This window comes from Dyella sp. NPDC103356, from assembly GCF_055584465.1.
On the sequence record NZ_JBVJLZ010000010.1, the window covers coordinates 64206 to 89162 of the forward strand.

Here is a 24957-nt window from a genome sequence, read left to right on the forward strand (position 1 = left end):
TGGTTTGAAAGAAAGTCAAAGAACAAGGTCGTAGGTTACGCGGGCAGGCTCTTTAAGATCTTTCCGAATCGGGTTTTCGTTCTGATTAACATTATCCATTCGACCCGGACCAGCGTCCTCTGTTCCTGTCGCCAGATGACCTAGTTCGTGACCCAGAAGGTCTTCCGTTGAAGCCGGTTGCAAACCCACTGATGTATTTTCGAGAGGGTGCGCATTGGGGTCTACATACACAGCATTGTTAGCCCTATCTCTGTAAGCTGGCTGGCTACTTAAATTGGGATCTGGGCTGTGAATGAGCGGCCCATTTATTGCAGTATCGATGGTGAACAACGTTGACGATTGCTCCAGCATCTTGCAAATCTGGGCCCCACGCTTTGTCCCTTTAATTCGATTGTAAGCCCTTTGCAGCGCCTTGGTCCCATTTTCGTTTGGATGTCCGAATGCGACCTTCAACCCATTGGCATCGAAATTCATCAAAGTATTCGACAACGCGTATGCATAGGTACTAGGACCACCGTCAAGCCCAATCGGGTCGGACTGAATGTACCTTCCTGTGACAGAGTCATACGAGCGAAATCCATTGTGCTCCAGACCCGTCTCTTGGTCATGATATTGACCAGGGAAACGAAGGTTGTAAGCGAAACTTCCAGTGGGCTGCTTCTCCCCAAACGGATTGTCTTGGTAAGACCATTGCCAGATCTGCGTTCCCGACGCGTTGCTGATAGACCTCGGCGTTCCTAGTCCATCGGCCACCACGAAGTTCACAGATGCGGTTGCACCCGAGCCATCCACTGCTGCAATAGGAAGGTCATCCATCCAGACATAGTCGCGATTGGATGTCCCGTACTCACTCAGAAGTCCGCCATTTTCTCTATAAGCAAATCGCTCGCTGACGGCTTGAGGTGAAGTGGCGGACTTTGCAACACGCTCACCGAATGCATTGTAGGTATAAGTACCCACAGTCACATTGTTCGCTTGAGCAACAGCTAAGCGATCACGATTGTTGTAGCCGTATCCAAACGTTTGACCGCCCGAAGCAGCACCAGTCGTATTGCCATTCGCGTCATACGTCCTTACTGCACTACCGATGCTGGTCAGCCAGTGGGTCCCGGCTTGATACCCATATGCGCCGGTCGCCGATCCGCCAGTACTGGCTTTGCTTAAACGGTCACCCGTTCGGTTGTACGAGTAGGATTCGATGGTGGAGCCTTGGCTATCCAACACCCCCGTCAAACGGTACAGCGGGTCGTAGGTGTAGGTTTCCAAAGGTGTGGGTACGCCTGAAGAATTACCAAGTGCCGTGATATCTCCCATTACGTCACGCACAAAGTGAAGATTGAAACTCGGGCTCGTCAGGTCGCGCAACCGATAGTTGGCATCATAGTTGCGAACCACCTGCTGACCATTCCCAAGGGTGTAACCAGACACAGGGCCAAAGGGCAAATAAGTAACGCTACTCACCACCGTCTGAGCTGCCCCGCCCGAAGGAGTGGTCGTTGCAGAAGTTATTTGGCCCAAGTTGTTTCGCGTGTATTGAACAATGGTCCCACTTGGGTAGACCACTTGACTCACACGGTTGGCTAACGTGTATGCATAGGCAATCGTGTCCGTTTGAGTCGCCTGTGTCTGACGCTTTTGCACAACATTTCCGCGATTGTCATAGCAATAGACAGTCGTCACAGATGATTCGACGACACGTGTCACATGCCCAATCGGATAGGAGTTCGAGCAGCCGGTTGCACTGTTGGGTTCATCATAGCCATATGTGACATTTTGGCTGATGTCGCTATAACTGATGGTCGACACTCTGTCCAACGCATCATACGCAAGCGTACTTATGTTGCCTTTTGCATCAGTTCCTTGGATCAGATTCCCAGCAATATCGTAATCGTAACTAGACGTGCCAGTGTCGGGACTGTGGGTCGCTTTCGCATTGTTGAGCCCATCAAAGTCATACGTTGTACTTAGGCCGTCAGGGTCCGTGACACCTTCCACACGTCCCAACGCATCGTATGCGTACGTTTTTGCCGTATTGGCCGTCGAAGCATCGGTCCCATTGTAGTTATCAAGAATACCCACCACTCGATTGAGTTCGTCATAGCTGCTATGGCGCTGGATACCCAATCCATCCGTGCGGTTTGTGAGATTTCCGTTGGCGTCGTAACTACCACTGGCGCTCGCGCTAAAGACAGCATGATTGAGGCCATCGATTGCACCCGTCAGCTGACCCAGTGCGTTGAACGAATTTGCTGACGAGCGCGTCTGCATGCCTCCAGAAGTGCCAGTCTGGGCGAGCGTGATATTACCCGCAGCATCCAACGTATAGAGAATGAAGTTACCCGCACTATCTGTAACTTTTGACACGCGGTGGGCGTTGTCGTAGCTGTACTTGATAGCAACATTATCCGCATCGGTAACGGATGAAATCGCTCCATAGTTGGTATACGCAATGGTGGTTTTCGCATCCAAGGAAGACGCAGTTCCATCGGCGTTCGCGCGAATAATGACGGTCAACAACCAGCCGCGTTTCGTGTAGGTGAAATCTCTTACGACCCCGTTCTGGTCGATCATTCGAGTTACACGACCGGCACCATCATACGATGCATAATTAACTGTATGGCCCAGGGCATCGGTGATGGATTTCAGGTCGCCATGGCGCGCACTGCTCGTATCCGTGAGGTAGTAGCTGTAAGTGATGGTCTGGCTAACGTCGGCTCTTGGTCCTTTGACCGATAGAAGCAAACCAACAACTGGACACTGCGTCGTATCGACCGACGTGCAGTAAGTGTAAGTCGTGCGACGCACACCAGAAGGAGGTGTTCCTGATGCCGAACAAGTGTAGTTGGCCACCGCCGTAACAGTTGGATCCATCTCGCAACTGGCAAGCACTGCTCCTCCGCTGTTGTACGCCCATCCGTTTAGCGAAACCACATTTCCTTGGGCATCAAGGATGCGTTCACTCAGCGCTTTCCTTAGATTGGAATCCCACGTCGTAACCGTTGTTTTCTGATTTGGCGTACCCACCGCTTCAATCAGCTGCTCAAGCAGACCAAACTCATTGAACGTCGTCGACATCAAAATGTTGTTGAAGTCTGTATAGGAAGCCGGATAACCGTTTGCATCATAGGTCCGAGATTTCCAAGGCTGTTGGCAATCTGGACCACAAGGCTGGTCGACGCTACCAGCGCGTACCAGACCGTTGATCATGGTCACACCCAGATTGGCCACATGACCCAAGGGGTAGGTCACTGAGGACGAGCCGTCCGCGTTGTAGGCAATATGAGTTGCGCCCACATTGCCAGTGAATACCGACGATGTAGCCCGGCCCTGGGAATCGTACGAAATACTTTCATACCGATTTCCAGCTTCGTCTTGGATGCCAGTCATCGAGTTCGGGAGATTCGTTCCACCCGTGAGCGAAGACTCATTGTAAAAGTACTGGCGATTCTTCCCGTCTGGGTACAGAACTTCCGTCGTATCGCCTGTCGCTAATGAGTAGGAATACCCAAGAACACCACCATCGGGCAACGTGACCGATTCGAGCTTGATGTTGTTGTAGTAGATGAATTTTAGCTGGCGCCCATTTGGGTCCGTCACCGCAATCAACAACCCGGAAACAGGCGCAACTGAAGTGGGTGTTGCACTCGTACTGTAGGTGAGGGTAATGCCCTGCCCGTTCTCGCCCACGACAGAGATAAGCTTTCCAGATGTATCGTATGTTTCGGTTCGACGGGAAGCGCCAATAAATACAGAGTAGCTCTGTGCATTACCCTGCGCATCATCATTTTCCGTGAGGTGGTCAACAACGAGCTCTGTAGACCACACTCCATTTGACTTGGTGAAGGTTTCCTCTTGTCCGTCTGGACGATAGAGCGTGATGATTGAAGCTGGGCTGCCCATGATCATCAGTGACCGATTGAAGCTATGGCGCCACTGAGAACCCGATTGTGAAGGCGCAACCGTTGGGTCGCTATTGTAAAAGCGACGGAAAGTTAGCCAACCATTTTCAACGTAATCGTCTTCTTGGAGGAAGAAATTGCCCGTAGAAAAGTTAATAGGGTCACCAGCCGAAGGATTGCCGGTCGTGGTTGACCCATTCTTGCTGTCACACGTCGGGCCTGAAGAGCTATTCGCACTCGTCGCACTTTTCCCATTGCCACCGGCAATGCCCTCACCACCATCACAGCGACCGCCATCGCCCAAGTTTTTTGCAGGGTCGGCTGCCAACTTCGCGACTCCCAGGGCACCTCCAGTACAGCCTGTCTGAGTCGATGGAGCAGTCCAATTTCCACTGATACTAGTGCCATCAGTGGAGACGGTAGCAGTCCAAGTTGTGATGCAAGGAGAGGTTGCTAGATTTCCTTGCCCGAGCAGTGTGGTGTCTGTAAGGACGAGTGTATTGCCGGATACCGTTCCTGTCACAGACCAGTTAATCCACGAGACTGCGTTAAGTTCCGGAGTGGTCCTACGTGTGCCATAGACGTTGCCACCCGCGTCTTGATGAAGCTCCAGCTCTTCATCCCACACGGCCCCTGACGGATCACCCGGAGCAGCAGCTAAAGTGCCTCGCCAAAAACCGCTGACATCCACCGCAGCAGCAGCGTCATTCGCCTGCTTATGAATGGCTTGACCCACTCTGTGGAGTTGAGGTGTTTGTCCCGTGGCGGACGTGCTTTGTGCATGTACACCACAAGTAACCCAGCACAACACCAACCCGGAGAAAATTCTCGCCCATCTGCCCTTCCTAGCTATGTCCGACATACCCATCCTCTGGTCACATGTTGGTGAAGTAAATTTGGCTACGTTGTAGCGCTCGCAATGCTGTTGCTCGGCTATTCAGAGCACATGGAAAGCGCAAGCTGAAAACCGGCGAAAGACGGTCTTTCTGGAGACGCGCCTAGCACCCAGCCCCCGAATGAGGGCGCATGACAATGCCGACCGGTAGCACGTAGGCCCCCATCGACATAGAAAAAATTGAGCTTGTTTCAGATAGAAAGCGAAGCGAAGCATCCTGCCTTCCCGTAAGTTCTTCCCTGATATGTATTACTGAACTGCAAAGTTCGCGATGAGTCAACCAGCAAGTTCTTGCAATTTGATATGACATCCCATGTGTCAAATCCACGCGTCACATGCCTTAGAAATCTTGAAGGCCGTCACGCTTTAGATGGCCAAATTGATAATGCCATCCGCTTGTTGCAGAAGCTGAGACTAGATTCACCTGATCATCTGCCCTTTAACAGCTCATTTAGGTCAAAGATGTGACTTCGATTGGCAAGCACCGTTACTTTGCAGGGAGGATCGCATCGAGCGATGCTCTTTCTTCTTCCGCATCGAGGGAGTCGATGGACACCAGCACAGGTTCCAAGCTGGCCAACAAAGTCTTGTCTTTGGCTTAGACCTCGAGAGTCTTGACAACATGCAAGACGTTGTTACTTCTCTTGAAGACCCCGTTGGCGAGGTCAATTTCGTACTTTCGAGAAGTCCCTTGTTGGAATCCCTGCAAAAGCTCGGCAACCGATGGCGGGCCATTCCTAGCCATCCCCTTCCCCGGAAGGTCCTTGAAAGCCTGAACATACTGCGAAGAAAGGACCAAGGCGAAGGCTTGGGCCAATCGTCGGTCATGGGCCGGGAGGGCCTTGGTAATCACCGAAAGGCCAAGGGTCGATCGAAGCTCAGCGGGAACACTAAGACGGAAGGAAAAGCCGGAAGGACGGTAGATGAGGTGATGGGGGAGTCGCATGGATCATCCAGAGTTGATCCAAGGTTTGATCCAACCGCCACCTTCTGAAAAAACAAAAGGCCCTGATTTCTCAGGGCCTTCTGAAGTGGCTGGGAGACTAGGATTCGAACCTAGATAAACGGAGTCAGAGTCCGTTGTCCTACCGTTAGACGATCTCCCAATACCGGGCCGATCAGTGCGCTCTGACCTGGAGCACTGAAAGGTCGAAGCGCCTGCTCTAATTGAGCAATTAACGCTTCGAGAACTGGGTGGCGCGGCGTGCCTTGTGCAGACCGACCTTCTTACGCTCGACTTCACGCGCGTCGCGGGTCACGAAACCAGCCTTGCGCAGCGGCGACTTCAAGCTTTCGTCGTATTCGATCAGGGCGCGGGCAATGCCGAGGCGGATGGCGCCGGCCTGGCCGGTGATGCCGCCACCTGCAACGGTGACCTTGATGTCGAACTTGTCGGTGTTCTCGGTCAGCTCGAGCGGCTGGCGCACGATCATGCGCGAAGTCTCGCGACCGAAGAACTGGTCAAGCGTCTTGCCGTTGACCGTGATTTCGCCCTTGCCCTTGCGCAGGAACACGCGAGCGGCGGAGGTCTTGCGGCGGCCGGTGCCGTAGTTTTGCTGGATCGCCATAGTGATTCCTTAGAGTTCCAGCGCCTGCGGCTGCTGTGCGGTATGCGGATGCTCGGAGCCACCATAAACCTTGAGCTTGCGATACATCGCACGGCCCAGCGGGTTCTTCGGCAGCATGCCCTTGACGGCGATTTCGATCACGCGCTCCGGGTGGGTCGCCAGCAGGTCCTTCAGACTCGTGGTCTTCAGGTTACCGACGTAACCGGTGAAGCGGTGGTACATCTTGTCGTCCAGCTTGGCGCCGGTGACAGCCACCTTCTGCGCATTGACCACGACGATGTAGTCGCCGGTGTCGACATGCGGGGTGAATTCCGGCTTGTGCTTGCCGCGCAGACGGCGTGCGATCTCGGTGGACAGACGACCGAGGGTCTTGTCCGTGGCGTCGATCACAAACCAATCGCGCTTGACGCTTTCCGGCTTGGCGCTGAACGTTTTCATTTCGGAATACCTGGTTTACCGCCACAAAGGCGGTTGGCATTAATCAGTGAATCAAAGGCGCGAGATGATAACGGAACCTTCATCTATCGCGCAAGCCCGCCGGGTCCGACGAGCTGCGAGTCGGCGATGATAGCATGATTGCCCGGGCGCTTGAAAAGACCCCTGGACGCACTGCGACAGGTTGCCTGCTTGGCGCCCAGGAGCGGCTGTCGTCCAATAGCGTCGGTCACCCCTCGCACCGCCGGCAACCGTATATGGAGTCGTTATGAACGTTCGCACGCTCAGCCCCCTGGACCGTCTGCTGGCCGGCATCGAGCGCGCCATGGAGGCCGTAGCCGGCGAACCGGAGGCCGGGCGCCCGTCGCCGGGGCATGCCGTGGACGAAGCCGACCTCGATGAGGCCTCTCGGCGACATGCCGCCGGGCTGATGCGGGTCAATCACACCGGTGAGGTCTGCGCCCAGGCGCTTTATGTCGGCCAAGCGGCCTTGGCCCGCACTCCCGAGAATCGCGAGCACCTGCTCCATGCGGCAGCCGAGGAAACCGATCACCTGGCCTGGTGCGCCGAGCGCCTGAAGGAGCTCGACAGCCGCCCCAGCCTGCTCAATCCGCTGTGGTATGCGGGCAGCTATGCGATCGGCGTGGCGGCGGCGGTCGTGGGCGACCCGGTCAGCCTGGGGTTTGTGGTGGAGACCGAGCGCCAAGTCGAGGCGCATCTGGCCGAGCACCTGCAGAGCCTGCCGGAGGGAGACGAGCGCTCGCGGGCGATTCTGGCGCAGATGCAGGCGGATGAGATTCGGCACGCCCAGAGCGCGCAGGCACGCGGTGGCGTCGATCTGCCGGTACCGATACCGCAGGTGATGGGGTTGATGTCGAAGGTGATGAAGACGGTGGCTTATCGGGTTTGATCAGGGCTGGATAGGCGATGCCCGGCCGCCTCGTCGGCCAAGCGGCGGGGCAAGCAACAAGTCGCTGGGTCCCGGCCTTCGCCGGGACGACGGGCTGAGGGGTACTGTTCTGATAGCCCACAACGAAAAACCCCGCCTTTCGGCGGGGTTTTTCGTTACATCAGGTTGCGGCCGTGGAAGAGCTCTTCGATCTCGCGGCGCAGCAGCGACTCGATCCGCTGGCGCTCCTTGAACGAAAGATCGTCCGCGTGGGCCTCGAACAGGTAGGTGTCGAGGTCGAAGTCCTTGATGTGCATCTTCGTGTGGAAGATGTTTTCCTGGTAGACGTTGACGTCGAACATCTCGTACTTCTGGCGAATATGGCGCGCCAGGTAGTCCTGCACCGAGTTGATCTTGTGGTCGATGAAGTGCTTCTTGCCCTTCACGTCGCGGGTGAAGCCGCGCACGCGGTAATCGCAGACCACGATGTCCGACTCGAAGCTGTCGATCAGGTAGTTCAGGGCCTTCAACGGGGAGATGACGCCGCAAGTTGCTACGTCGATGTCCGCGCGGAAGGTCGCGATACCGTTGTGCGGGTGCGTTTCCGGGTAGGTGTGGACGGTGATATGGCTCTTGTCCATATGCGCCACCACGGCACCGGAAATGGTGTCGCGGCCCAGTTTCTCGACCACTGGCTCCTCGGAGATCAGGATCGTGACCGAGGCACCCTGCGGGTCGTAGTCCTGACGGGCGATGTTGAGGATGTTGGCACCGATGATTTCGGCGACGTCCGTCAGAATCTGGGTCAGGCGATCGGCGTCATACTGCTCATCGATGTACTCGATGTAGCGCGTACGCTGCTCCTCGGACACCGCATAGCAGATGTCGTAAATGTTAAAGCTCAGCGCCTTGGTCAGGTTGTTGAAGCCCTGCAAGCGTAGACGCGGGAGTGGTTTGACCACAGCAACTCTCCATGGCCGGCATGTCCGGCAATCTAGAGGGCGGGTTAGCGACAAGGGTCCCCGCTGGATAATTCGACGTGAAAGGAGTTAGCTTCCACGACCCTTGTGACCGGACCGCGACAAGGGGCCTGCAGCAGTCCGAAAGACTGCGAAGTATGCGGCAAAATTCTGGAAAACTGAACCTGCGGAGTCGTAGGGGAGTTTGCCATAATGCCCGCTGGGGAAAGACGGACTGGTTTATCAGCCTTCGGGCAATGCTTGAACTAAATCTTCGGGATAGATCGTGGCGCAACTCAAATATCAACTCCAACAAGCCTTTGAACGCTCTCAAGCACCTTCCGGCTTTGCCCCCGATCCCGCCTCCATGGAGCGCTTTCTGGGTCTTTGCCATCGTCGGCGCTATCCCGGCAAGACCGCCATCATCCGCCCAGGGGACCCGGCCAACACGCTTTACTACATCATCGACGGCTCGCTCGCGGTCTGCACCGAGGACGAACAAGGCCGTGAACTGATCCTGGCCTACCTGAGCCGGGGCCAGTTCATCGGCGAAATGGGTCTGTTCGTGGAGCAAGCCCAGCGCGAATCGATGGTGCGCACCCGCACCGCCTGCGAAATGGCCGAAATCAGCTACGAGCGCCTGTTCCAGCTCATGGAAGGCCCGCTGCGCGAGGAATGCCCGAAGATCCTGTTCGCCATCGGCGCCCAGTTGACCAACCGTCTGCTGCGCACCTCGCGCCAGGTCAGCCGCATGGCCTTCATGGACGTCACCAACCGTATCTCCCGCACCCTGCTCGACCTGTGCCAGGAGCCGGACGCGATGAGCCACCCGGACGGCACCCAGATCCGCATCTCCCGCCAGGAAGTCAGCCGCATCGTCGGTTGCTCGCGTGAAATGGTCGGGCGCGTGCTCAAGCAGCTGGAAGAGCAGCGGATGATCGATGTGTCGGGCAAGACGATTGTGGTGCGCGGGACGCGGTAAGCGCGGCGCAATGACGGACAAAGGGCTCGCCTGAGCCCTTTGTCCTTTAATTCGGCGGATGGTCGGTCAGGCCGCTCAAGCCTGAGAAGCACTAAATCGCCACTGCTCACGCGGCCTATATGACCGTTACTTTCCCTGTATCCGTTACGCAACGACCGAGCATGCAGCTGGTCACTGCCGTATTTATTGTCGGAACCCTTCCTGTTGCGAAACACAGGAGGCCGAATTCCACGAGTCGATTGCTATGCGCGCCTACCCAGTCCTGGTGACCGGTAACGCAGCCATCCCCTACTTGCAGACGAGATGCAATGTAGCCAGCGGTATCGGTGATGACCTGAGCTCTTGCTGAGAAGAATGTATTTTGGTTGGCAGGTATCGCAAAGTTCTTCGGCGCATACGCTTGCAGAATCAAAGAACCGAATAGATTTTCTTCTGTTTGCGATTGATGGGAGGCACCCTCCTCCAGAGGATCCGTGCTCTTAAGCCAAACACCATTTTGCATACCTTGCGGGGCATGCAATCTGTCCTCTTTGGCATCACAAGCAAAACCGGTAAGCGTATCGGGCCCCCAGGTACTCTCCCCCTTTGATGGCGTGCTACCCCCCATTGCCTCGCACATGGCACGGTAGTAAGCCGCCGTTTCCTCATGCTGAATCACGGGCATGTACGTCAGACTACCGTCGGCCTGAGTCCGCAATATCTGCTTGACAACAACCTGAGCTCCCGATGCATCAGGAAGTTGCACAACGCGCTCTATGAACTCATGGTCCCCGTTAATCGTGATGTTTCTTTGACTCAATACTTGCGCATGAGCAATGCCGGTCGCCGCCAGCATCAAAATAGCCAGATACTTCACTTTGGTCCTCCATGAGTGAAAGCGCATTGACGCGCTCGAACTCAGCCTATGCAGGAGTGCCAAAGCCGTATGTAAGGCTTCTCAATGAGATTCGAGGCCCTATTCGGCGACCTTTGTAAGCTCGGTACCGGCTACCGCCATAGCGCAAGCCGGTTCAGCCACCCTCAATACCATCGGGCTGATAGATGTAATAAACATCAGCCCGCTCGTAATGCGAGCCGGAACGAATCGCTGGCTGTTTCACGAAGCCTGCCTTTTCGTACATCCGCAGCGCCGTCGTCAGCACGCTATTGGACTCAAGAAACAGCGTCACGCCCTGGCGACGATGAAACTCGGCGATGCAGGCATCAAGCAGCAAACGCCCTGCCCCCAGGCCGCGATAGGTTTCATCGACGCCCATCTTGGACAACTCGTACACGCCCGGCGACTCCAGCAACAGGGCGCAGGTGCCAATGATCTCGCCACCATGACGCGCAAAAAAGATCGCCCCGCCCGGCTCCAGCACGTAACGCTCCGGGTCGCCCAGCATGACGCGATCGATGTCCTCGATACGGAAATGCTTTTCCAGCCACTGTGCATTGAGCCGGTAGAAATGGTCGCGCAGACACGACTCAAAGGGGATGATTTCTACCGTCGCACTCATGTCTTCAATACCACTCGACTCGCGTCACGCTGCGGCCCAGCGCGCGCTCGATTTTCTTGCATAGCACCGGCTCGCCGTTGACCAACACCGCCTCGCTGGCGACCTTGAGCATGGGAATATCGACCGACGAATCGCTATAGGCAAGATGCCAGGCATCGATACCACGCGCACTCAACTGCTTGACCTTCTGACGACCGATATTGTGCAGCTTGACGCGCATACCGAACGGGCTGGGACGGAACTGCGACGCCACCACGTCGATATCGCCCAGACCAAGCTGCTGCAAGATGCTGCTGACCAGCGTGTACTCGCAACCGGTGACAACGATCACCCGATCGCCTGCCGTCTGGTGCCGACGCAGGGCCTGCAGTGCGTCGCGATTGAACTGCTTGGGCCGGCGAACCAGCGTGGCGGCAAAGGATTGCGCGGCCGCTACGTAGCGTTGCTCGTTCACACCCAGAAACGCGGTATGCACGAGGCTGCGCATTACCAGACGCCGCGAAAACGGCAGTTGCAACAGCAACCATGGCAACGACAGGAACGCGAGCAGCTTGCGCGGCCACGCTTTTGCGTAGCGATGGCGCACGAACTGGTAAAACGAATCGCCGTAGATCAATACGCCGTCAAAATCGAACAGCACCGTGCGCGGCACGGCCACTGCTACCGTTTCCGGCAGCTCCGTTGCATCCCCTGTGTGCATCGGTCAGCTACCTGTGAACAGCCGCTTCAGTTCGGCGCCGGGATCGTTGGCACGCATGAAGGCTTCGCCGACCAGGAACGCATTGATGCCGGCCTCCTGCAGACGCTCGATGTCCTCGTGCGTATGGATGCCTGACTCGCTGACCAGGATGCGGTCGTACTCGATCATCGACTGCAGCTCGATCGAGGTGTCGATAGTCGTTTCGAAAGTACGCAGATTGCGGTTGTTCACGCCGATCAAGGGCACCGGCAAGGCCAACGCACGTTCCATTTCCTCGACGTCGTGTACTTCGCACAACACGTCCAGGTCGAGCTCGGCGGCCAGCAGCGACAACTCCAGCAGGGCGGCATCGCCCAACGCCGCGACGATCAGCAAGATGCAGTCCGCGCCGATCACGCGCGCCTCGTACACCTGGTACGGGTCGATGACGAAATCCTTGCGCAGCACCGGCAGGCTGCATGCGGCGCGCGCCTGTTGCAGGAAATCCTCGCTGCCGTGAAAGAAATCCTTGTCGGTCAGTACGGACAGGCACGCGGCGCCACCCAGCTCGTAGCTGCGCGCAATCGACACCGGATCGAAATCCGGGCGGATGATGCCCTTGCTGGGGCTGGCCTTCTTCACTTCCGCGATCACGGCAGGCAGGCCCGCGTCGATCTTCGCCTCGATGGCGGCGGCAAAACCGCGCGTCTCGGGCAGGTCGGCCACGCGCGCGGACAGTTCGGCCAGGGGCATGCGGGCGCTACGCTCGGCGAGCTCCTCGGTCTTGCGGGCCAGGATGCGGGTCAGGATATCGGGCATGAGCAAAAGCAGACGGAAGTGGGGGGCGCGCTAAGAGTATCGCAGTCCGCGTCAGACTGGCTGTCGGGTCGCCGCCACGAACTGATCCAGCTTGGCACGTGCCGCGCCGGAGGCAATCGCCGCCCGCGCCCGCTCGATACCCTCATCGATGCTAGGTGCCACATTGGCCGTGTAAAGGGCGGCCCCGGCGTTCAGGCAGACAATGTCATGCGGCACGCCGCGCTTGCCTTCCAGCGCCTCGATCAGCATGGCGCGGGACTCATCGGCGTTCTCCACGCGCAGGTTGCGGCTGGAGGCCATGGCCAGGCCGAAATCCTCCGGCTCCACCTCGTATTCACGCACTTCACCGTCGCGCAGCTCGCCCACCAGGGTCGCGGCGCCCAGGGAGATCTCATCCATGCCGTCACGGCCCCACACCACCAGCGCATGCTGTGCGCCCAGCGCCTGCAGCACACGCACCTGGATACCGACCAGATCGGGATGGAACACCCCCATCAGGATATTCGGCGCGCCGGCCGGATTGGTCAGCGGCCCAAGGATGTTGAACAGGGTACGCACGCCCATTTCCTTGCGCACCGGCGCGACCACCTTCATGGCCGGGTGGTGATTGGGCGCGAACATGAAGCCGATATCGGTCTCCTGCATGCACCGGGCCACTTGTGCCGGCGGCAGGTCGATTTTCGCGCCCAGCGCTTCGAGCACATCGGCGCTGCCGGACTTCGACGACACGCTGCGTCCGCCGTGCTTGGCGACGCGTGCACCGGCCGCGGCAGCGACGAACATCGACGCGGTGGAGATATTGAAACTGGATGCACCGTCGCCGCCGGTACCTACGATGTCGACAAAGTGCGGATGCGACGGCGCCTCGACCTTGGTCGACAGCTCACGCATCACGCGCGCCGCGCCGGTGATCTCACCCACCGTCTCTTTCTTGACGCGCAGGCCGGTGATGATCGCCGCGGTCATCAGCGGACTGACTTCGCCGCGCATGATCTGGCCCATCAGCTCGATCATTTCGTCGTGAAAAATCTCGCGATGTTCGATCGTGCGCTGCAGGGCCTCCTGCGGCGTGATGCTCACCCGGCGCCCCACGCTCTCCTGCCGTGCACTCATGCCGCCAGCTTCTTCAGCGGCAGGCCAAGAAAATTACGCAGCAGATCGTGACCGTACTGGGTCAGGATCGACTCCGGATGAAACTGCACGCCTTCCACCGGCAGCGTCTTATGGCGCAGGCCCATGATCTCGTCGATCGAGCCGTCGGCGTGCTCGGTCCACGCGGTCACTTCCAGGCAATCGGGCAACGAGGATTGCTCCACCACCAGCGAGTGATAGCGCGTGGCCTCGAACGGATCGGGCAACCCGGCGAACACACCTTCGCCGCGGTGACGCACCGGCGAGGTCTTGCCATGCATGATCTGCTTGGCGCGTATGACCTTGCCGCCGAAGGCCTGGCCAATGGCCTGGTGCCCCAGGCATACGCCAAACACCGGAATCTCGCTGCCAAGTTCGCGCAGGACATCCAGCGACACGCCCGCATCATCCGGCGTGCCCGGCCCCGGCGAAATCATGATGTGCGACGGCCGCAATGCACGGATACCCGCCACGTCCAGGGCATCGTTACGAACCACCTTCACGTCCTGGCCCAACTCGCCCAGGTACTGCACGAGGTTGAAGGTGAAGCTGTCGTAGTTGTCGATCATCAAAAGCATACGAGGCCTAAGCATTTGAAATATAAATATTAAAGCGTCATGCCAGATGACTGGAGCCAGCTCGATGAGCGCCTGGGCACCGATTGTAGCGGGCATTCGCATGGCGCACGGAATCAGGACGAATCCTAGCCCATCCTACCTGGCGAAGACGCGGCTCTCGGATCAAGCATCCCGAACTCCGACACTGTCCATTACCGGAAGCTCGTAAATAAAACGACATATTTAAATGCTCCGATTCGAGGTTCAACACGGAATCTTTCATGTGTAATATCGGAAGCTTCAAGGGGCTGTCGGGGAGAGCACGTAATGCTGAGTTATAAGGAAGTCACCGTCGATCACACCTTCGATGACGAGCCGATAATCAAAGGCGTGATGTACAACGACGATGTCGAGATTACCTTCGACGGTTATTACGAACCGCAAAGCTGTGCGATGTTTCTTTACAAGACACGGTTTCAGGGAGAACCCGTGGAGTTCTGCTTCGTGGGTTATTCGCTCAATGAAACTACCGAGCATCGCAGATGGATCGGCCCGGTTTGCGAAGTCATCCTGCCGTTCTATCGCATCGACAAAGACCCTGGAGAATTCATCCAGGAACTCTCGCCGGCCCAGAAGCAGAAGATCGAAGAGTACGTGACCTACGCCGTCCTGCATTTCGAACAGTTCAAGGGATCCAATCCGCCTTATCCGAAAGAGATTGTCTTCGCTGCGCAGGCAAAACATGTTCTAGACATGGCCTGAAAAGTCCGTCCTAAGCGAATCAACTCACCCGCTTACTGCAGCTTAAGGAGTCGATCATGAGGCCTTTGCTTTCCCTTTCGTCCCGGAATTTTATCGCCAGTCTCAACAACCCTTATGTTGAGCGCGCGGCGGCAGACTCGTTGCACCATCTGATTCGGCACAATATCAACCGCGGCATCCCCGATCCGGAAACTGCCGGACTGAGGGTACTGGAGCGAATCAACAGCTTTCCATTGTCGTCAATACAACCCCATGCCGTATTCAACTCGGGTGGCGATAGGAATTTCCGAAACCGACAGGATTTTCTCAGCACCCATCCCAAGAGCGCCTACGGCGACTGGCACTTGGAATCCACAAATTGGATTCACAAAAAAATCCCTCAGGATGACGGCGATCTGCGGCTCAGCCTGTTCAATTTCAATTCGGCACTCATGGCCAAGCATGCCGCGCTGGACGGCAAGAACATCATTCCTTTCACGGAGGGATTGAGCGTCATCAAAAGCCCGCACAGCATCTGGGCAAGCGCGGAATGCACATCGATCCTGTACGAGTCGCTCAACAACCCCAAGGCCGGTGGCGCAACGCTGTTGGGCATGGACGTGTCCATCATCGCAAGGAGCATTGGCAGTCAGCACCTGGATAACCCCGCCATCATTTATCCCATGTCCGATTCGCTGGGCAAATTCGTCGGTGACGGCAAGCATTTCGACCTCCGGGTTCTCGATGGCAAGGAGATGTCGATTACCGTGCCGGGTGGCAGTCAAACGCAGCGCTGGGATGCGCTCCTTTCCAAGGACCCGTCGCCCAACCTCATCTTCTACTTCCAGACCCCCAAGGAGCGCGTGCAGGACGCGAGCAGTGTGCAACTGACACCGCCGAGCACCGCCGTACCAACCAGCTCCGGCGGTCCGGCGCAGCCTGTTTCCACGCCAGACCCTCACGCCATCGTCGTTGGGCCGCTTCCGACGCAAACGACGGTCACCGCACCGACCATCGCGACCCAGCCGCTTATCAACGACCGCGCGCACCCGGACCACAAACTGTTCGAACAGGCGCTGGCTGGTGTGAACCAGCTCGATCGGCAGCAGCACCGTGCTTCCGATGTGCATAGCGAGCAGCTGGCCGCGGCGCTTGCGGTCGCCGCTCTCCGTAATGACATCAAGCAGATCGACCGTGTCGAGCTGAGCAAGGACAGCGTCCACGCATTTGCGATACAAGGCGATCCCAAAGCCATCGATCATCGCCAGATCTCGGTCAATACCCTCGATGGCTTGAATACACCGGTCGAAAAGAGCAGCCAGACGCTGGCAGCGCAAAAAGCACAGGCAACGCCCCAACGCGATGACCCACGCCATCCCGAGCACCCGACTCATGCAGAGTTTCAAGGCGTCCGCCAACTGGTCAACGACCTGCACACCAAGCACGGCGTGCCATTGAGCGAGGAGCAACGGGATCGTCTTGCCGCGGCGATCATCCGCGACGCTCACAACAATCAACTGGGCCCGGTCAAGGAGTTGCGTTTCAGCGAAGACAAAGCCGGCAAGATTCAGCCGGATGGAAATGTCTTTGCGTTCAATGGAGACCCTGCCAAGGTCACCACGTTGCATTCGGCGACCCATATCCCTGTCGCGCAGGAAACACCGGTGGCGCAATCGTTCAAACAGATGGCCAAGGCGACGCAACAGCCGGAGCAGCAGCAAGTTGCCCAAAGCCAGTCACCCGGCACTCCGGTAAGCGGTCACCCCGGCGGTCGATAAAGCCATACGGCCGGCCTGCCCGGCCGGCCGTGAAGGTGCAGATGAGGGCTCAATGGGCTGCCTGGGGCAGATCCCATGCCTTGGTGTAGCGCGAATACGCCGCTTGCGGCAGCAGCACAAAAATGGGCTGCTGCTTCGGATTCAGCCATGCCAGAAGACGCTCCATCACCACGCCATCCATCGCGGTACATCCGGCGGTCGGGGTATCGGGGGATTTCCATATGTGGGCGAAGATGCAGCTGCCCGCGCCGGGGGTATCGCTGGCGTTGTGCTGAATGATGAAGCCCAGGCGATAGCGCTGGTCGCCATCGGCGTGCAGGTCGCGGCGCATCGGTTCGGTGGAGCCGGCGACGATGCTTGGGTCGGCGTTGCGGGTGTCGACGATCTGGTTGTAGAGCGGTGAACTCGGCACATCGATGCAATAGTCGTCGACATGCATGGCGCGATAGTCGAGCGCAGTGACCGCGTGATCGGCATAGCCGAAGGCATCGCCGATACGAAAGACGCCCGCCGCCGCACGACCGTCGCCTTCGCGCTTGATCGGACCGTCATGTGGCACAGGACTGAGGCCCTGCCCCCAGGCACTGCCGGCACGGCCAACGACGACGGGCTGCGGCTCCGATGCTGCCTGCCACACGCCGTTCTTGCGCGTATAGGTCCGCAGGCTGCCGTGGTCGCTATTCCAGTCGGGCACGATGACCAGCACCATCTGGCCCGATGACGCCCATGTCTGTGCCGGTTTGAGATTCTGTGTGCAACCGCCGAAGACGCCGGCCATGGTGGCAAAAAAGAGACAAGCCAATCGCTGGATATTTTTTCGATTCATAGCCACTCCAGATGGCGGACCGCGTGAATGCCCAGCCCTGGCGTATGCGGCAAGTCGATGTGGGCACCGTCGAATCCCACGCCGCCATCTAGCGGATTCGTGGCGCATAGCGCCGGCCCATCCAGATCGATAAGCGTGATGGTATCCGGCCGCGCCGCAGCCACATGGGCCGCCGCCGTGACACTGATGCCGCTTTCCAGCATACAGCCCATCATGCACGGCACACCAAACTCCGCGGCGATATCGGCCATACGCAACGCGCGTGCAATGCCGCCGGCTTTCATCAGCTTGATGTTGATGATGTCGGCGGCGCGCTGGGTCAACAGCGACCGCACTTCTTCGGGTCCAAAGGCGCTTTCGTCCGCCATGACCGGTGTTTCGACCCGCTCGACGATATAACGAAGCCCATCGATATCATGCGCAGGGACCGGCTGCTCGATCAGCTCGGGCAACACCCCCGCGCGCTCGAGCGTCTCCAGCATGTGTACCGTCTGCTGCGCAGTCCAGCCCTGGTTGGCATCCAGGCGCAACGTTGCGCGATGCCCCACCGCCGCATGGACGGCCAGCACGCGCTCGATGTCCGTGTCGGCATGCTTGCCGAGCTTGATCTTCAATGCCATGAAGCCGCGTGCGATGGCCTGGATCGAATCGGCAACCATCGTGTCGATGTCGCCGACACTGATGGTGATATCGGTGATCAGGAGCGCCTCGCTGCCACCGAGCAGGTTGTAAAGCGGCACACCGTGAAGCTGCGCATGCAGGTCATACAACGCCATGTCGACGGCGGCCTTCGCGCTGGTGTTCTTGGCGATGGCGCCCTGCACGGCTTGCGACAGACCATCGATATCTTCGATCTCGCGGCCAAGCAAGCGCGGGGCGATGTAGTGGCCAATGGCCTCTTTCAAGGAGGCATGCGTCTCACCCGTTATCGCCGCAGTGGGTGGCGCTTCGCCATAACCGACGTGGCCGGTATCGGTACGCACCTGCACGACGATGTCTTCCAGTTGCTCGACGGTGCGCAGGGCGGTCTTGAATGGCGTACGCAACGGCAGCCGCAACATCGCCAGTTTGATCTCGACGATCTTCATGGCGTGCGATGCATGCTTACGATATCGGTGATGCGGTCGACATACGGCGTACCGTCGTCCGATAGCAGCGGCAAAAAGGGCGTAACGGAAACCTCGTTGAGCTTGATGCGTTTCACGTGCCCATCGGCATCGCGGTAGCTGACGCCTGCCGTGTCGTGAATGACATAGGGCTGGCCGTCGATATGGCCGATCACCATCATCACATGCCCCGGGATATAGATCAGGTCGCCGATCTGCAGTGACATCACCGCGCGCATTCGCGTCTCGTGCGTGTCGGCCGCCGAGAAGGCTCGGCCATTCAGCGCCGGGCTGCGCGCCTGATCGCCGGTATTGCGCGGCAGCTCGACGCCAAGGCTGCGATAGACCTCTGAGGTGAAACCGCTGCAGTCGCGGCCATCGTAGTCATGGCCCCAGCCATAGCGTTCACCGAGAAACTTGAAGCTTTGGCGGATCAGGTTGGCTGGCGTCATCGGCAGATAGTCTGACGCACTGTCGGCGCTGCGCGGCAGCAGCGCATCGGCCAGGGCAAGTTGACCACCCTGATCGCGAACCGGCATCTGCAACACATGGCTGGTGTAGGCGTGCTGACCGTTGACGGGTTCGTCCGAATCCGCGCGCTGACTGAGTGGAAAACGTGAGCCCATGTCGAGCTCCAGTTGCGATAACGCCGGCTGCTCGGGCGCGTACACGGTTCGCACTGCCGCTCCAGTCACCACGCGCGCGGGCGAGGCGGCAGCATATCCGAGCACCACACTCCTGGTTCCTTCGGCAACGTAGCGCTTACGTACCCAGGCCGCATAACGCGGGCTGATTACGAACAGCCATTGGCCATCGCCGCTGGTGTGCGCAATCACTACTGGTGTCCCGGGAAACTCAGCAGTCTCCTGGAAGCGATCGATATCCGTATCGCCCAGCCGATTGAAGACTCGCGTGTCCGTCGGAAACGTGCGCAGCGGTGCACGCTGGATCACCAGGCCATATCGCGCGGCTTGCTCGTCAGGAATGCGATCCAGCGCGAGACTGTCCACCCAACTGTTACGTTGATTGTCCGGGATGGACTGGCCATGCTCGTCATACAGCACGCCGCTTGGCACTATCGAACGTTGCTCGATCCATGCCTTGACCTGCGCGCCGGCCAGCGTGGCCGGAAACGTGGCCAAGTCGTGCATGCTTGGATCGGAGCGGAGCAGCCGCACGTTCTGCGCACGACGTGCCTCGTCGCCCATCATCAGGCGATCGGCGTGACTTGCACGGCGCACCCAGAACTCTGGTGACAGTCGCTCGGGATGAGCGGCCATGATGGCCACGGGTGATGCCGGCGCATCCAGCGCCTGGGTAAAGCAAGGGATCACAGCCAGCAGTGATGCCAGCAGTACTCCATACGTATGCTTCAAGATACTCATCCGTTTGCCAGCGCGCTCAACACCTGCGCCACCAATAAACCAAAACCGGTACCCAGGATATAGCCGAGCAACGCCAGCAATACACCCACCGGCACCAGGCTGCGCGCGTACGATGCTGCCAGGACCGGCGTGGCGGCAACGCCACCGATATGCGCCAACGAGGAAATGCCGCATAAGTAGAGATCGAAATGGAACAGGCGTGCAAATAACGCAAGCAACACGGCATGCACCGCAATGATGCAGACACCGCAGATCAGATAGATCGGCGCATCGCCGATACCGCTGAAGTTGCTTTGCGAAGCAAGCACGGCAACAACGCTGATCAGCATGGCGCTGGAAATCACATTGGCACCGGGAAAGCGCACCAGCGGCGTCATGCCGGCCACCAACCCCGCGGCTGTCGCCAGCAGGATCGTCCAGGTCGAGGCCGACACCATGCCCGACGCAGGAAGCCGATCACCGAGCCACGCCGAACCCGCTGCCACGGCCAGCGCCAGACCGAGCCACAGCAGGACGCCATCGGGCGTGGCCGGGCCGTGCGTGCGCGTCGGCGCCACCACCATCTCCGCGCTGGAACGTGCGCGCGTCCAACGATTGAAAGCCGGTGCGAAGCGTGCCACGCCGAACAACACGGCCACCCACATCGAGTAGCACAAGGCATCGGTGAGCAATGAGAACGTGAGCTGCGAATCGGGCATGCCGATGGCCTGCTTCACCGCAATCATGTTCGCGGTGCCACCCATCCAGCTTCCGGAAAGCGCCGCCAACGGCTGCCACGCGGTACCCGGCAGCCAGTGCCTGAAAGCGAGAAAAACCAGCACGAATGCCGCAAACAGACTGATCGCGGTACAGGTGAACACCGCAAGCACGCGCGGTCCCAGCGCAAGAATGGCGCGCAGATCGCAGTTGATCATCAACAGGAACAGTAGCGCGGGAACCAGTTGCGCGACGATGGTCGCCTGCGCCGCGCGAATGGCGTCGTTGACCTGCCAAAGCCCGACCACCGCGAGCGCCGTCACGCCCAGATAGGTCAGCACGATCGGCGGAAACACCTGGAACAGTCGCCAGTTGTAACGCCGCTCGAGCGCGGGAAACAAGCCGGCGGCCAGCAGCATCAGGGCCAGGTAAGGCCAAACGGTCTGAATCACGAACACCTCTCGCCTTGCAGCTTCGGGCTATTGAAGCGCAAATCGTCCGCGGATCACACCGTAGGCCTGTTCCGGGGCAAGCGATGTAGGCAAGGCTGATAGGTACAGCATGCAAAATCCGGCGCATGCCGGCTGGCTATACTGGCCTTCTTCAGCTTTTCGCCAGGAATGCCCATGCTTCGCCTCCTCGTCGCCGGGCTTGCGCTCGCCATGGCAGCCGCCACCGTCCACGCGGACGACACGCCCAAAGTCGCCCCGCTGGGCGCTCGCCTGGAGCACTACGACTATCCCTACCCCGTGCATTGGTTCGATGTGCACAGCCAGGGCCACGATTTGCAGATGGCCTATATGGATCTGCAACCGGCCAAGTCGAACGGCCGGGCGGTCGTGCTCCTGCACGGCAAGAACTTCTGCGCACCCTATTGGACGGCAACTGCCGAGCGGTTGCGCGACCAGGGCTATCGGGTGATCGTTCCGGACCAGATCGGCTTCTGCAAATCGTCCAAGCCACGCGATTACCAGTACAGCTTTCATCAGCTCGCCGCCAATACGCATGGACTGCTGCAGAGCCTGGGCATCGACAAGAGCATCGTCGTTGCGCACTCGATGGGCGGCATGGTCGGCACGCGCTACGCGCTGATGTTTCCCGACGCGGTGCAAAAGCTGGTGCTGGTCGACCCGATCGGTCTGGAAGACTGGAAGGCCAAGGGCGTGCCGTGGCGCAGCGTCGACGACTGGTACAAGAACGAGCTGAAAACCAGCTACGCGACGATCAAGGCGTATCAGCTAAAGAGTTACTACGACAATCACTGGAAGCCGCAGTACGACCGCTGGGTGTTGCTGCAGGCCGGTATGTACGAAGGCGATGGCCGCGATACCGCCGCCTGGGCCGGTGCGCTGACCTACGACATGATCTACACCCAGCCGGTGGTGTACGAGTTGCCGAACATCAAAGTGCCTACGGTGCTGATCATCGGTCAAGCCGATCGCACGGCTATTGGCCGGGATATCGCGCCGCCCGCTGTTGCGGCGAAGCTTGGCGACTATGTTGCGCTGGGTAAGGAGGCGGCCAGGGCGATTCCCGGTGCGCGGCTGATTCCGCTCGATGGCCTGGGGCACGCGCCGATGCTTGAGGCGCCGGAGCGGTTTTATCCGGCGTTGGATGATGCGTTGGGGCGTTGATAGCTGCAGGCTCGCTTCGCATCGCCACTTGCTCCCCCTCACCCCAGCCCTCTCCCCCGGCAAAGCCAGGGGAGAGGGGGCACACTGAGGTAAGTTTGAACTTTGCGCGCTTTTAGCTCCCTCTCCCCTGGCTTTGCCGGGGGAGAGGGCTGGGGTGAGGGGGGCTCTTGGTCCGTGACAACTACTTCCGCGGACCAAACGCCAACACATCAGCCGTATAGGTCTCAACAACCAGACTGAAAGGCTGCTGGTCCTGCCGAAACAACACAGCGCGATGCTGCAGCACATACGGAGCGACCGCCATCGGCTTGCCGCTCGGCGGCGGCACCTTGGCATCCGTTTCCCATCCCTTCGGCAACGGCGACCACAAAAGCCCAGCAGACAACGTCTGGCGGCGGAAACCCAATGGCTTGACCACCGTGCCGAACGGTACGTCCGAATGGTCAAGCTGATAGTTCATTTCAGGCGTCAATCGCGACGGCACGTACCAGTTGTCGGCGTCGGACAACACCCAGTCGCCGCACGCCAGCCGCACATGCCGATAACGCACCGCCTCGTCCGGGCCAATGCCCAGCAAGACGCGATCGTCGGCGGACAAGGGTTTGTCCTCACCCGTCACCCGATGCGCAACGATCTTCGCCTCCTGCGCCAGATGATGCGCATCGCACCATTGCTGCAGGGTTTGCGTGGCGCTCGACTGGCTGAGCAGATTCGCGTTCAAGGTCTGCAGCAACGCCAGCACCTGGGTGCGCTCGAGTGCGGTATCGCGCCATACCGGGCCGGCCGGCTCACGCGCGCTGGCAACGATGGAGAGCACCATCAGCGGAACGAAAACAAAACGGGAAATGCGCACGAAGACTCCTCGGCGATGATCAGGACGGCACTCATAGGCCCTTGGCCGCTTGCGCCACGGCGCGGAACAGCGCGCGTCCCTTGTTCATGGTTTCTTCCCATTCTGCCGCCGGATCGGAGTCGTAGACGATGCCGGCACCCGCCTGCACATGCAGGCGGCCATCCTGGATAACCGCGGTACGAATGGCGATCGCCGTGTCGGCATCGCCCCACCAGCCGATCCAGCCGATCGCGCCGGCGTAGATATTGCGCTTGTAGGGCTCGAGTTCCTGGATGATTTCCAGTGCGCGAATCTTCGGCGCACCGCTCACGGTACCGGCGGGGAATGTCGCCTTGAGCACGTCCATATAGCTCATGTCCTGGCGGAACGTGCCCTGCACTTCGGAAACGATATGCATGACGTGCGAATAGCGTTCGATCACGAACGACTCGGTCACTTCCACCGTGCCGGTTTCGCTGATGCGGCCCACATCGTTGCGGCCCAGGTCGATCAGCATGACGTGTTCGGCGCGCTCTTTCGGATCGGCCAGCAGGTCCGCTTCCAGCGCCTTGTCCTCGGCCTCGGTCGCGCCACGCTTGCGCGTGCCGGCGATGGGTCGAACCACCACCTTGCCTTCCTTCAGACGCGCCAGAATCTCGGGAGAGGAGCCGACGATCTGTGTATCGCCCAGATCGACGAAATACATGTAAGGCGACGGGTTCATCGCGCGCAACGCACGATAGACATCCACCGGGCGTGCATTGAAACCGACGCTCAGACGCTGCGAGGGCACCACCTGGAACACTTCGCCCGCGCGGATATATTCCTTGGCACGCTCGACCACGGCTTCGAATTCGTCGCGCGTGAACGACGATTTGAAATCGCTTTCGTCCAGCGCCACCGACTGGGTCTGCTGCGGATAGGCCGAGCCACCCTGGCGCAGGCGGTAAACCAGCGCATCGAGCCGGCGCTGCGCTTGCGCGTAGGCCTGCGGCTGGGTCGGATCGGCGTGCACGATCAGATAGAGGCGACCCTTGAGGTTGTCGAACACCGCCACTTCTTCGGCCAGCATCAGCAGCACGTCGGGCGTGCCCAGCTCGTCGGGTCGATCCCATTGCGCCAGGCGCGGCTCGATATAGCCGATCGTTTCGAAACCGAAGTAGCCGACCAGGCCGCCACTGAATACCGGTAACTGCGGCAAGCGCGGCACGTCGAACTGCAGGCGCAGTTTTTCGATTTCGGCGAGCGGGTCTTCAAGGTGCCGGCGCTCGACGATTTCGCCGGCGTCTTCCACCTCCAGCTCATGCCCGCGCAGGCGATATATCCGACGCGCCGGCAAGCCGATCATCGAATAGCGTCCCCACGTGGCGCCGCCCTCGACCGATTCGAACAGGAAGGTATACGGGCCATCGGCCAGCTTCATGTACACCGACAGCGGGGTATCGAGGTCGGAGAAAACCTCGCGCACCAGCGGAATGCGGGTATGCCCCTGCGCCACCAGCGCGTCGAATTCGTCTCGGGAAATCACGTGGGGAGAATCTCGAATGGCCAGAACGGTGAAAAGGACCATTGTAGGGGTTGGCGAGCTTATGTGGCCAAGAGCCTCCTCACCCCAACCCTCTCCCCTGGCTTTGCCGGGGGAGAGGG

At 59.0% G+C, this 24957-nt stretch carries 22 protein-coding genes and 1 tRNA gene; 5 read left to right on the forward strand and 18 right to left on the reverse strand.

Annotated features, from left to right (window positions below):
• Positions 1–15: 15 nt before the first annotated feature.
• The 5 genes from ACZ6WW_RS19825 to rplM form a co-directional block, all read right to left on the reverse strand.
• A complete protein-coding gene (locus tag ACZ6WW_RS19825) occupies positions 16–4635 on the reverse strand; it encodes an RHS repeat-associated core domain-containing protein (RefSeq protein WP_465275731.1) in 4620 nt (1539 codons plus the stop codon).
• A gap of 757 nt (positions 4636–5392) precedes the next feature.
• Positions 5393–5740, reverse strand: coding sequence for a DUF6538 domain-containing protein (locus tag ACZ6WW_RS19830; protein WP_465275732.1), 348 nt, complete (start codon positions 5738–5740; stop codon positions 5393–5395).
• Between the two features lie 86 nt (positions 5741–5826).
• Positions 5827–5900: transfer RNA gene (locus tag ACZ6WW_RS19835), tRNA-Gln, on the reverse strand.
• 69 nt (positions 5901–5969) lie between these two features.
• Positions 5970–6362 carry a 30S ribosomal protein S9 gene (rpsI, locus tag ACZ6WW_RS19840; RefSeq protein ID WP_281851908.1) on the reverse strand — a complete coding sequence of 131 codons (393 nt, stop codon included), beginning with the start codon at positions 6360–6362 and terminating at the stop codon, positions 5970–5972.
• Between the two features lie 9 nt (positions 6363–6371).
• Complete coding sequence (rplM, locus tag ACZ6WW_RS19845) at positions 6372–6800, reverse strand: 50S ribosomal protein L13 (protein WP_281851906.1); 429 nt, start codon at positions 6798–6800, stop codon at positions 6372–6374.
• Positions 6801–7065: 265 nt separating this feature from the next.
• Here rplM and coq7 point away from each other — a divergent pair, with 265 nt between their 5' ends.
• Positions 7066–7707 (forward strand): 2-polyprenyl-3-methyl-6-methoxy-1,4-benzoquinone monooxygenase, encoded by a 642-nt coding sequence (gene coq7 / locus ACZ6WW_RS19850; protein WP_465275733.1) that lies wholly within the window; start codon positions 7066–7068, stop codon positions 7705–7707.
• 155 nt (positions 7708–7862) lie between these two features.
• Here coq7 and speD read toward each other — a convergent pair whose 3' ends face one another.
• A complete protein-coding gene (gene speD / locus ACZ6WW_RS19855; RefSeq protein ID WP_281851904.1) occupies positions 7863–8648 on the reverse strand; it encodes an adenosylmethionine decarboxylase in 786 nt (261 codons plus the stop codon).
• Positions 8649–8931: 283 nt separating this feature from the next.
• Here speD and crp point away from each other — a divergent pair, with 283 nt between their 5' ends.
• Positions 8932–9627: a cAMP-activated global transcriptional regulator CRP gene (crp, locus tag ACZ6WW_RS19860; protein ID WP_281851902.1), complete on the forward strand. Its 696-nt coding sequence runs from the start codon at positions 8932–8934 to the stop codon at positions 9625–9627.
• 115 nt (positions 9628–9742) lie between these two features.
• On the opposite strand, the gene ACZ6WW_RS19865 is transcribed toward crp, so the two are convergent.
• The 6 genes from ACZ6WW_RS19865 to ACZ6WW_RS19890 all read right to left on the reverse strand — a co-directional run bounded on the left by ACZ6WW_RS19865 (position 9743) and on the right by ACZ6WW_RS19890 (position 14333).
• On the reverse strand, positions 9743–10483 hold the full coding sequence (locus tag ACZ6WW_RS19865) for a hypothetical protein (RefSeq protein WP_465275734.1): 741 nt from the start codon (positions 10481–10483) through the stop codon (positions 9743–9745).
• Positions 10484–10637: 154 nt separating this feature from the next.
• Positions 10638–11126: a GNAT family N-acetyltransferase gene (locus tag ACZ6WW_RS19870; RefSeq protein ID WP_465275735.1), complete on the reverse strand. Its 489-nt coding sequence runs from the start codon at positions 11124–11126 to the stop codon at positions 10638–10640.
• A gap of 4 nt (positions 11127–11130) precedes the next feature.
• The gene (locus ACZ6WW_RS19875; protein ID WP_465275736.1) at positions 11131–11826 is read right to left on the reverse strand and encodes an HAD-IB family phosphatase; all 696 of its coding nucleotides are present in this window, start codon (positions 11824–11826) and stop codon (positions 11131–11133) included.
• A 3-nt stretch (positions 11827–11829) separates the two neighbouring features.
• Positions 11830–12624, reverse strand: coding sequence for an indole-3-glycerol phosphate synthase TrpC (gene trpC, locus ACZ6WW_RS19880; RefSeq protein ID WP_465275737.1), 795 nt, complete (start codon positions 12622–12624; stop codon positions 11830–11832).
• A gap of 51 nt (positions 12625–12675) precedes the next feature.
• Positions 12676–13737: an anthranilate phosphoribosyltransferase gene (gene trpD, locus ACZ6WW_RS19885; RefSeq protein WP_465275738.1), complete on the reverse strand. Its 1062-nt coding sequence runs from the start codon at positions 13735–13737 to the stop codon at positions 12676–12678.
• Positions 13734–14333 carry an anthranilate synthase component II gene (locus tag ACZ6WW_RS19890; RefSeq protein ID WP_465275739.1) on the reverse strand — a complete coding sequence of 200 codons (600 nt, stop codon included), beginning with the start codon at positions 14331–14333 and terminating at the stop codon, positions 13734–13736. Before ACZ6WW_RS19890 ends, trpD begins: the two co-directional genes overlap by 4 nt.
• A 306-nt stretch (positions 14334–14639) precedes the next feature.
• Between ACZ6WW_RS19890 and ACZ6WW_RS19895 the strand changes: the two genes are divergently transcribed.
• Together ACZ6WW_RS19895 and ACZ6WW_RS19900 are read left to right on the forward strand one after the other, a co-directional pair.
• Complete coding sequence (locus ACZ6WW_RS19895; RefSeq protein ID WP_465275740.1) at positions 14640–15074, forward strand: hypothetical protein; 435 nt, start codon at positions 14640–14642, stop codon at positions 15072–15074.
• 344 nt (positions 15075–15418) lie between these two features.
• Positions 15419–16831, forward strand: coding sequence for an XVIPCD domain-containing protein (locus ACZ6WW_RS19900; protein ID WP_465275741.1), 1413 nt, complete (start codon positions 15419–15421; stop codon positions 16829–16831).
• 49 nt (positions 16832–16880) lie between these two features.
• On the opposite strand, the gene ACZ6WW_RS19905 is transcribed toward ACZ6WW_RS19900, so the two are convergent.
• From ACZ6WW_RS19905 to ACZ6WW_RS19920, 4 genes are read right to left on the reverse strand one after another with little or no spacing between them, the layout of a single operon-like run.
• On the reverse strand, positions 16881–17657 hold the full coding sequence (locus ACZ6WW_RS19905) for a L,D-transpeptidase family protein (protein ID WP_465275742.1): 777 nt from the start codon (positions 17655–17657) through the stop codon (positions 16881–16883).
• Positions 17654–18745, reverse strand: coding sequence for a dipeptide epimerase (locus ACZ6WW_RS19910; protein WP_465275743.1), 1092 nt, complete (start codon positions 18743–18745; stop codon positions 17654–17656). Before ACZ6WW_RS19910 ends, ACZ6WW_RS19905 begins: the two co-directional genes overlap by 4 nt.
• Entirely contained in the window at positions 18742–20148 is a 1407-nt protein-coding gene (locus ACZ6WW_RS19915; RefSeq protein WP_465275744.1) for a C40 family peptidase, read from the reverse strand. The genes ACZ6WW_RS19910 and ACZ6WW_RS19915 overlap by 4 nt, the downstream gene beginning before the upstream one ends.
• A complete protein-coding gene (locus tag ACZ6WW_RS19920; protein WP_465275745.1) occupies positions 20145–21296 on the reverse strand; it encodes a DUF819 family protein in 1152 nt (383 codons plus the stop codon). The genes ACZ6WW_RS19915 and ACZ6WW_RS19920 overlap by 4 nt, the downstream gene beginning before the upstream one ends.
• Before the next feature lie 174 nt (positions 21297–21470).
• Between ACZ6WW_RS19920 and ACZ6WW_RS19925 the strand changes: the two genes are divergently transcribed.
• Entirely contained in the window at positions 21471–22478 is a 1008-nt protein-coding gene (locus ACZ6WW_RS19925; RefSeq protein WP_465275746.1) for an alpha/beta fold hydrolase, read from the forward strand.
• A 181-nt stretch (positions 22479–22659) separates the two neighbouring features.
• Here ACZ6WW_RS19925 and ACZ6WW_RS19930 read toward each other — a convergent pair whose 3' ends face one another.
• The gene (locus tag ACZ6WW_RS19930; RefSeq protein WP_465275747.1) at positions 22660–23331 is read right to left on the reverse strand and encodes a hypothetical protein; all 672 of its coding nucleotides are present in this window, start codon (positions 23329–23331) and stop codon (positions 22660–22662) included.
• A gap of 31 nt (positions 23332–23362) precedes the next feature.
• Positions 23363–24838 (reverse strand): anthranilate synthase component I, encoded by a 1476-nt coding sequence (gene trpE / locus ACZ6WW_RS19935; RefSeq protein WP_465275748.1) that lies wholly within the window; start codon positions 24836–24838, stop codon positions 23363–23365.
• Positions 24839–24957: the final 119 nt, after the last annotated feature.

Coding starts and splice junctions, on each gene's coding strand:
- ACZ6WW_RS19915 (WP_465275744.1), bottom strand. CDS start 20,148: ATGAGTATCTTGAAGCATACGTATGGAGTACTGCTGGCATCACTGCTG.
- ACZ6WW_RS19910 (WP_465275743.1), bottom strand. CDS start 18,745: ATGAAGATCGTCGAGATCAAACTGGCGATGTTGCGGCTGCCGTTGCGT.
- ACZ6WW_RS19890 (WP_465275739.1), bottom strand. CDS start 14,333: ATGCTTTTGATGATCGACAACTACGACAGCTTCACCTTCAACCTCGTG.
- ACZ6WW_RS19875 (WP_465275736.1), bottom strand. CDS start 11,826: ATGCACACAGGGGATGCAACGGAGCTGCCGGAAACGGTAGCAGTGGCC.
- ACZ6WW_RS19925 (WP_465275746.1), top strand. CDS start 21,471: ATGCTTCGCCTCCTCGTCGCCGGGCTTGCGCTCGCCATGGCAGCCGCC.
- trpC (WP_465275737.1), bottom strand. CDS start 12,624: ATGCCCGATATCCTGACCCGCATCCTGGCCCGCAAGACCGAGGAGCTC.
- rpsI (WP_281851908.1), bottom strand. CDS start 6,362: ATGGCGATCCAGCAAAACTACGGCACCGGCCGCCGCAAGACCTCCGCC.
- ACZ6WW_RS19870 (WP_465275735.1), bottom strand. CDS start 11,126: ATGAGTGCGACGGTAGAAATCATCCCCTTTGAGTCGTGTCTGCGCGAC.
- ACZ6WW_RS19830 (WP_465275732.1), bottom strand. CDS start 5,740: ATGCGACTCCCCCATCACCTCATCTACCGTCCTTCCGGCTTTTCCTTC.
- trpD (WP_465275738.1), bottom strand. CDS start 13,737: ATGAGTGCACGGCAGGAGAGCGTGGGGCGCCGGGTGAGCATCACGCCG.
- rplM (WP_281851906.1), bottom strand. CDS start 6,800: ATGAAAACGTTCAGCGCCAAGCCGGAAAGCGTCAAGCGCGATTGGTTT.
- ACZ6WW_RS19905 (WP_465275742.1), bottom strand. CDS start 17,657: ATGAATCGAAAAAATATCCAGCGATTGGCTTGTCTCTTTTTTGCCACC.
- ACZ6WW_RS19895 (WP_465275740.1), top strand. CDS start 14,640: ATGCTGAGTTATAAGGAAGTCACCGTCGATCACACCTTCGATGACGAG.
- coq7 (WP_465275733.1), top strand. CDS start 7,066: ATGAACGTTCGCACGCTCAGCCCCCTGGACCGTCTGCTGGCCGGCATC.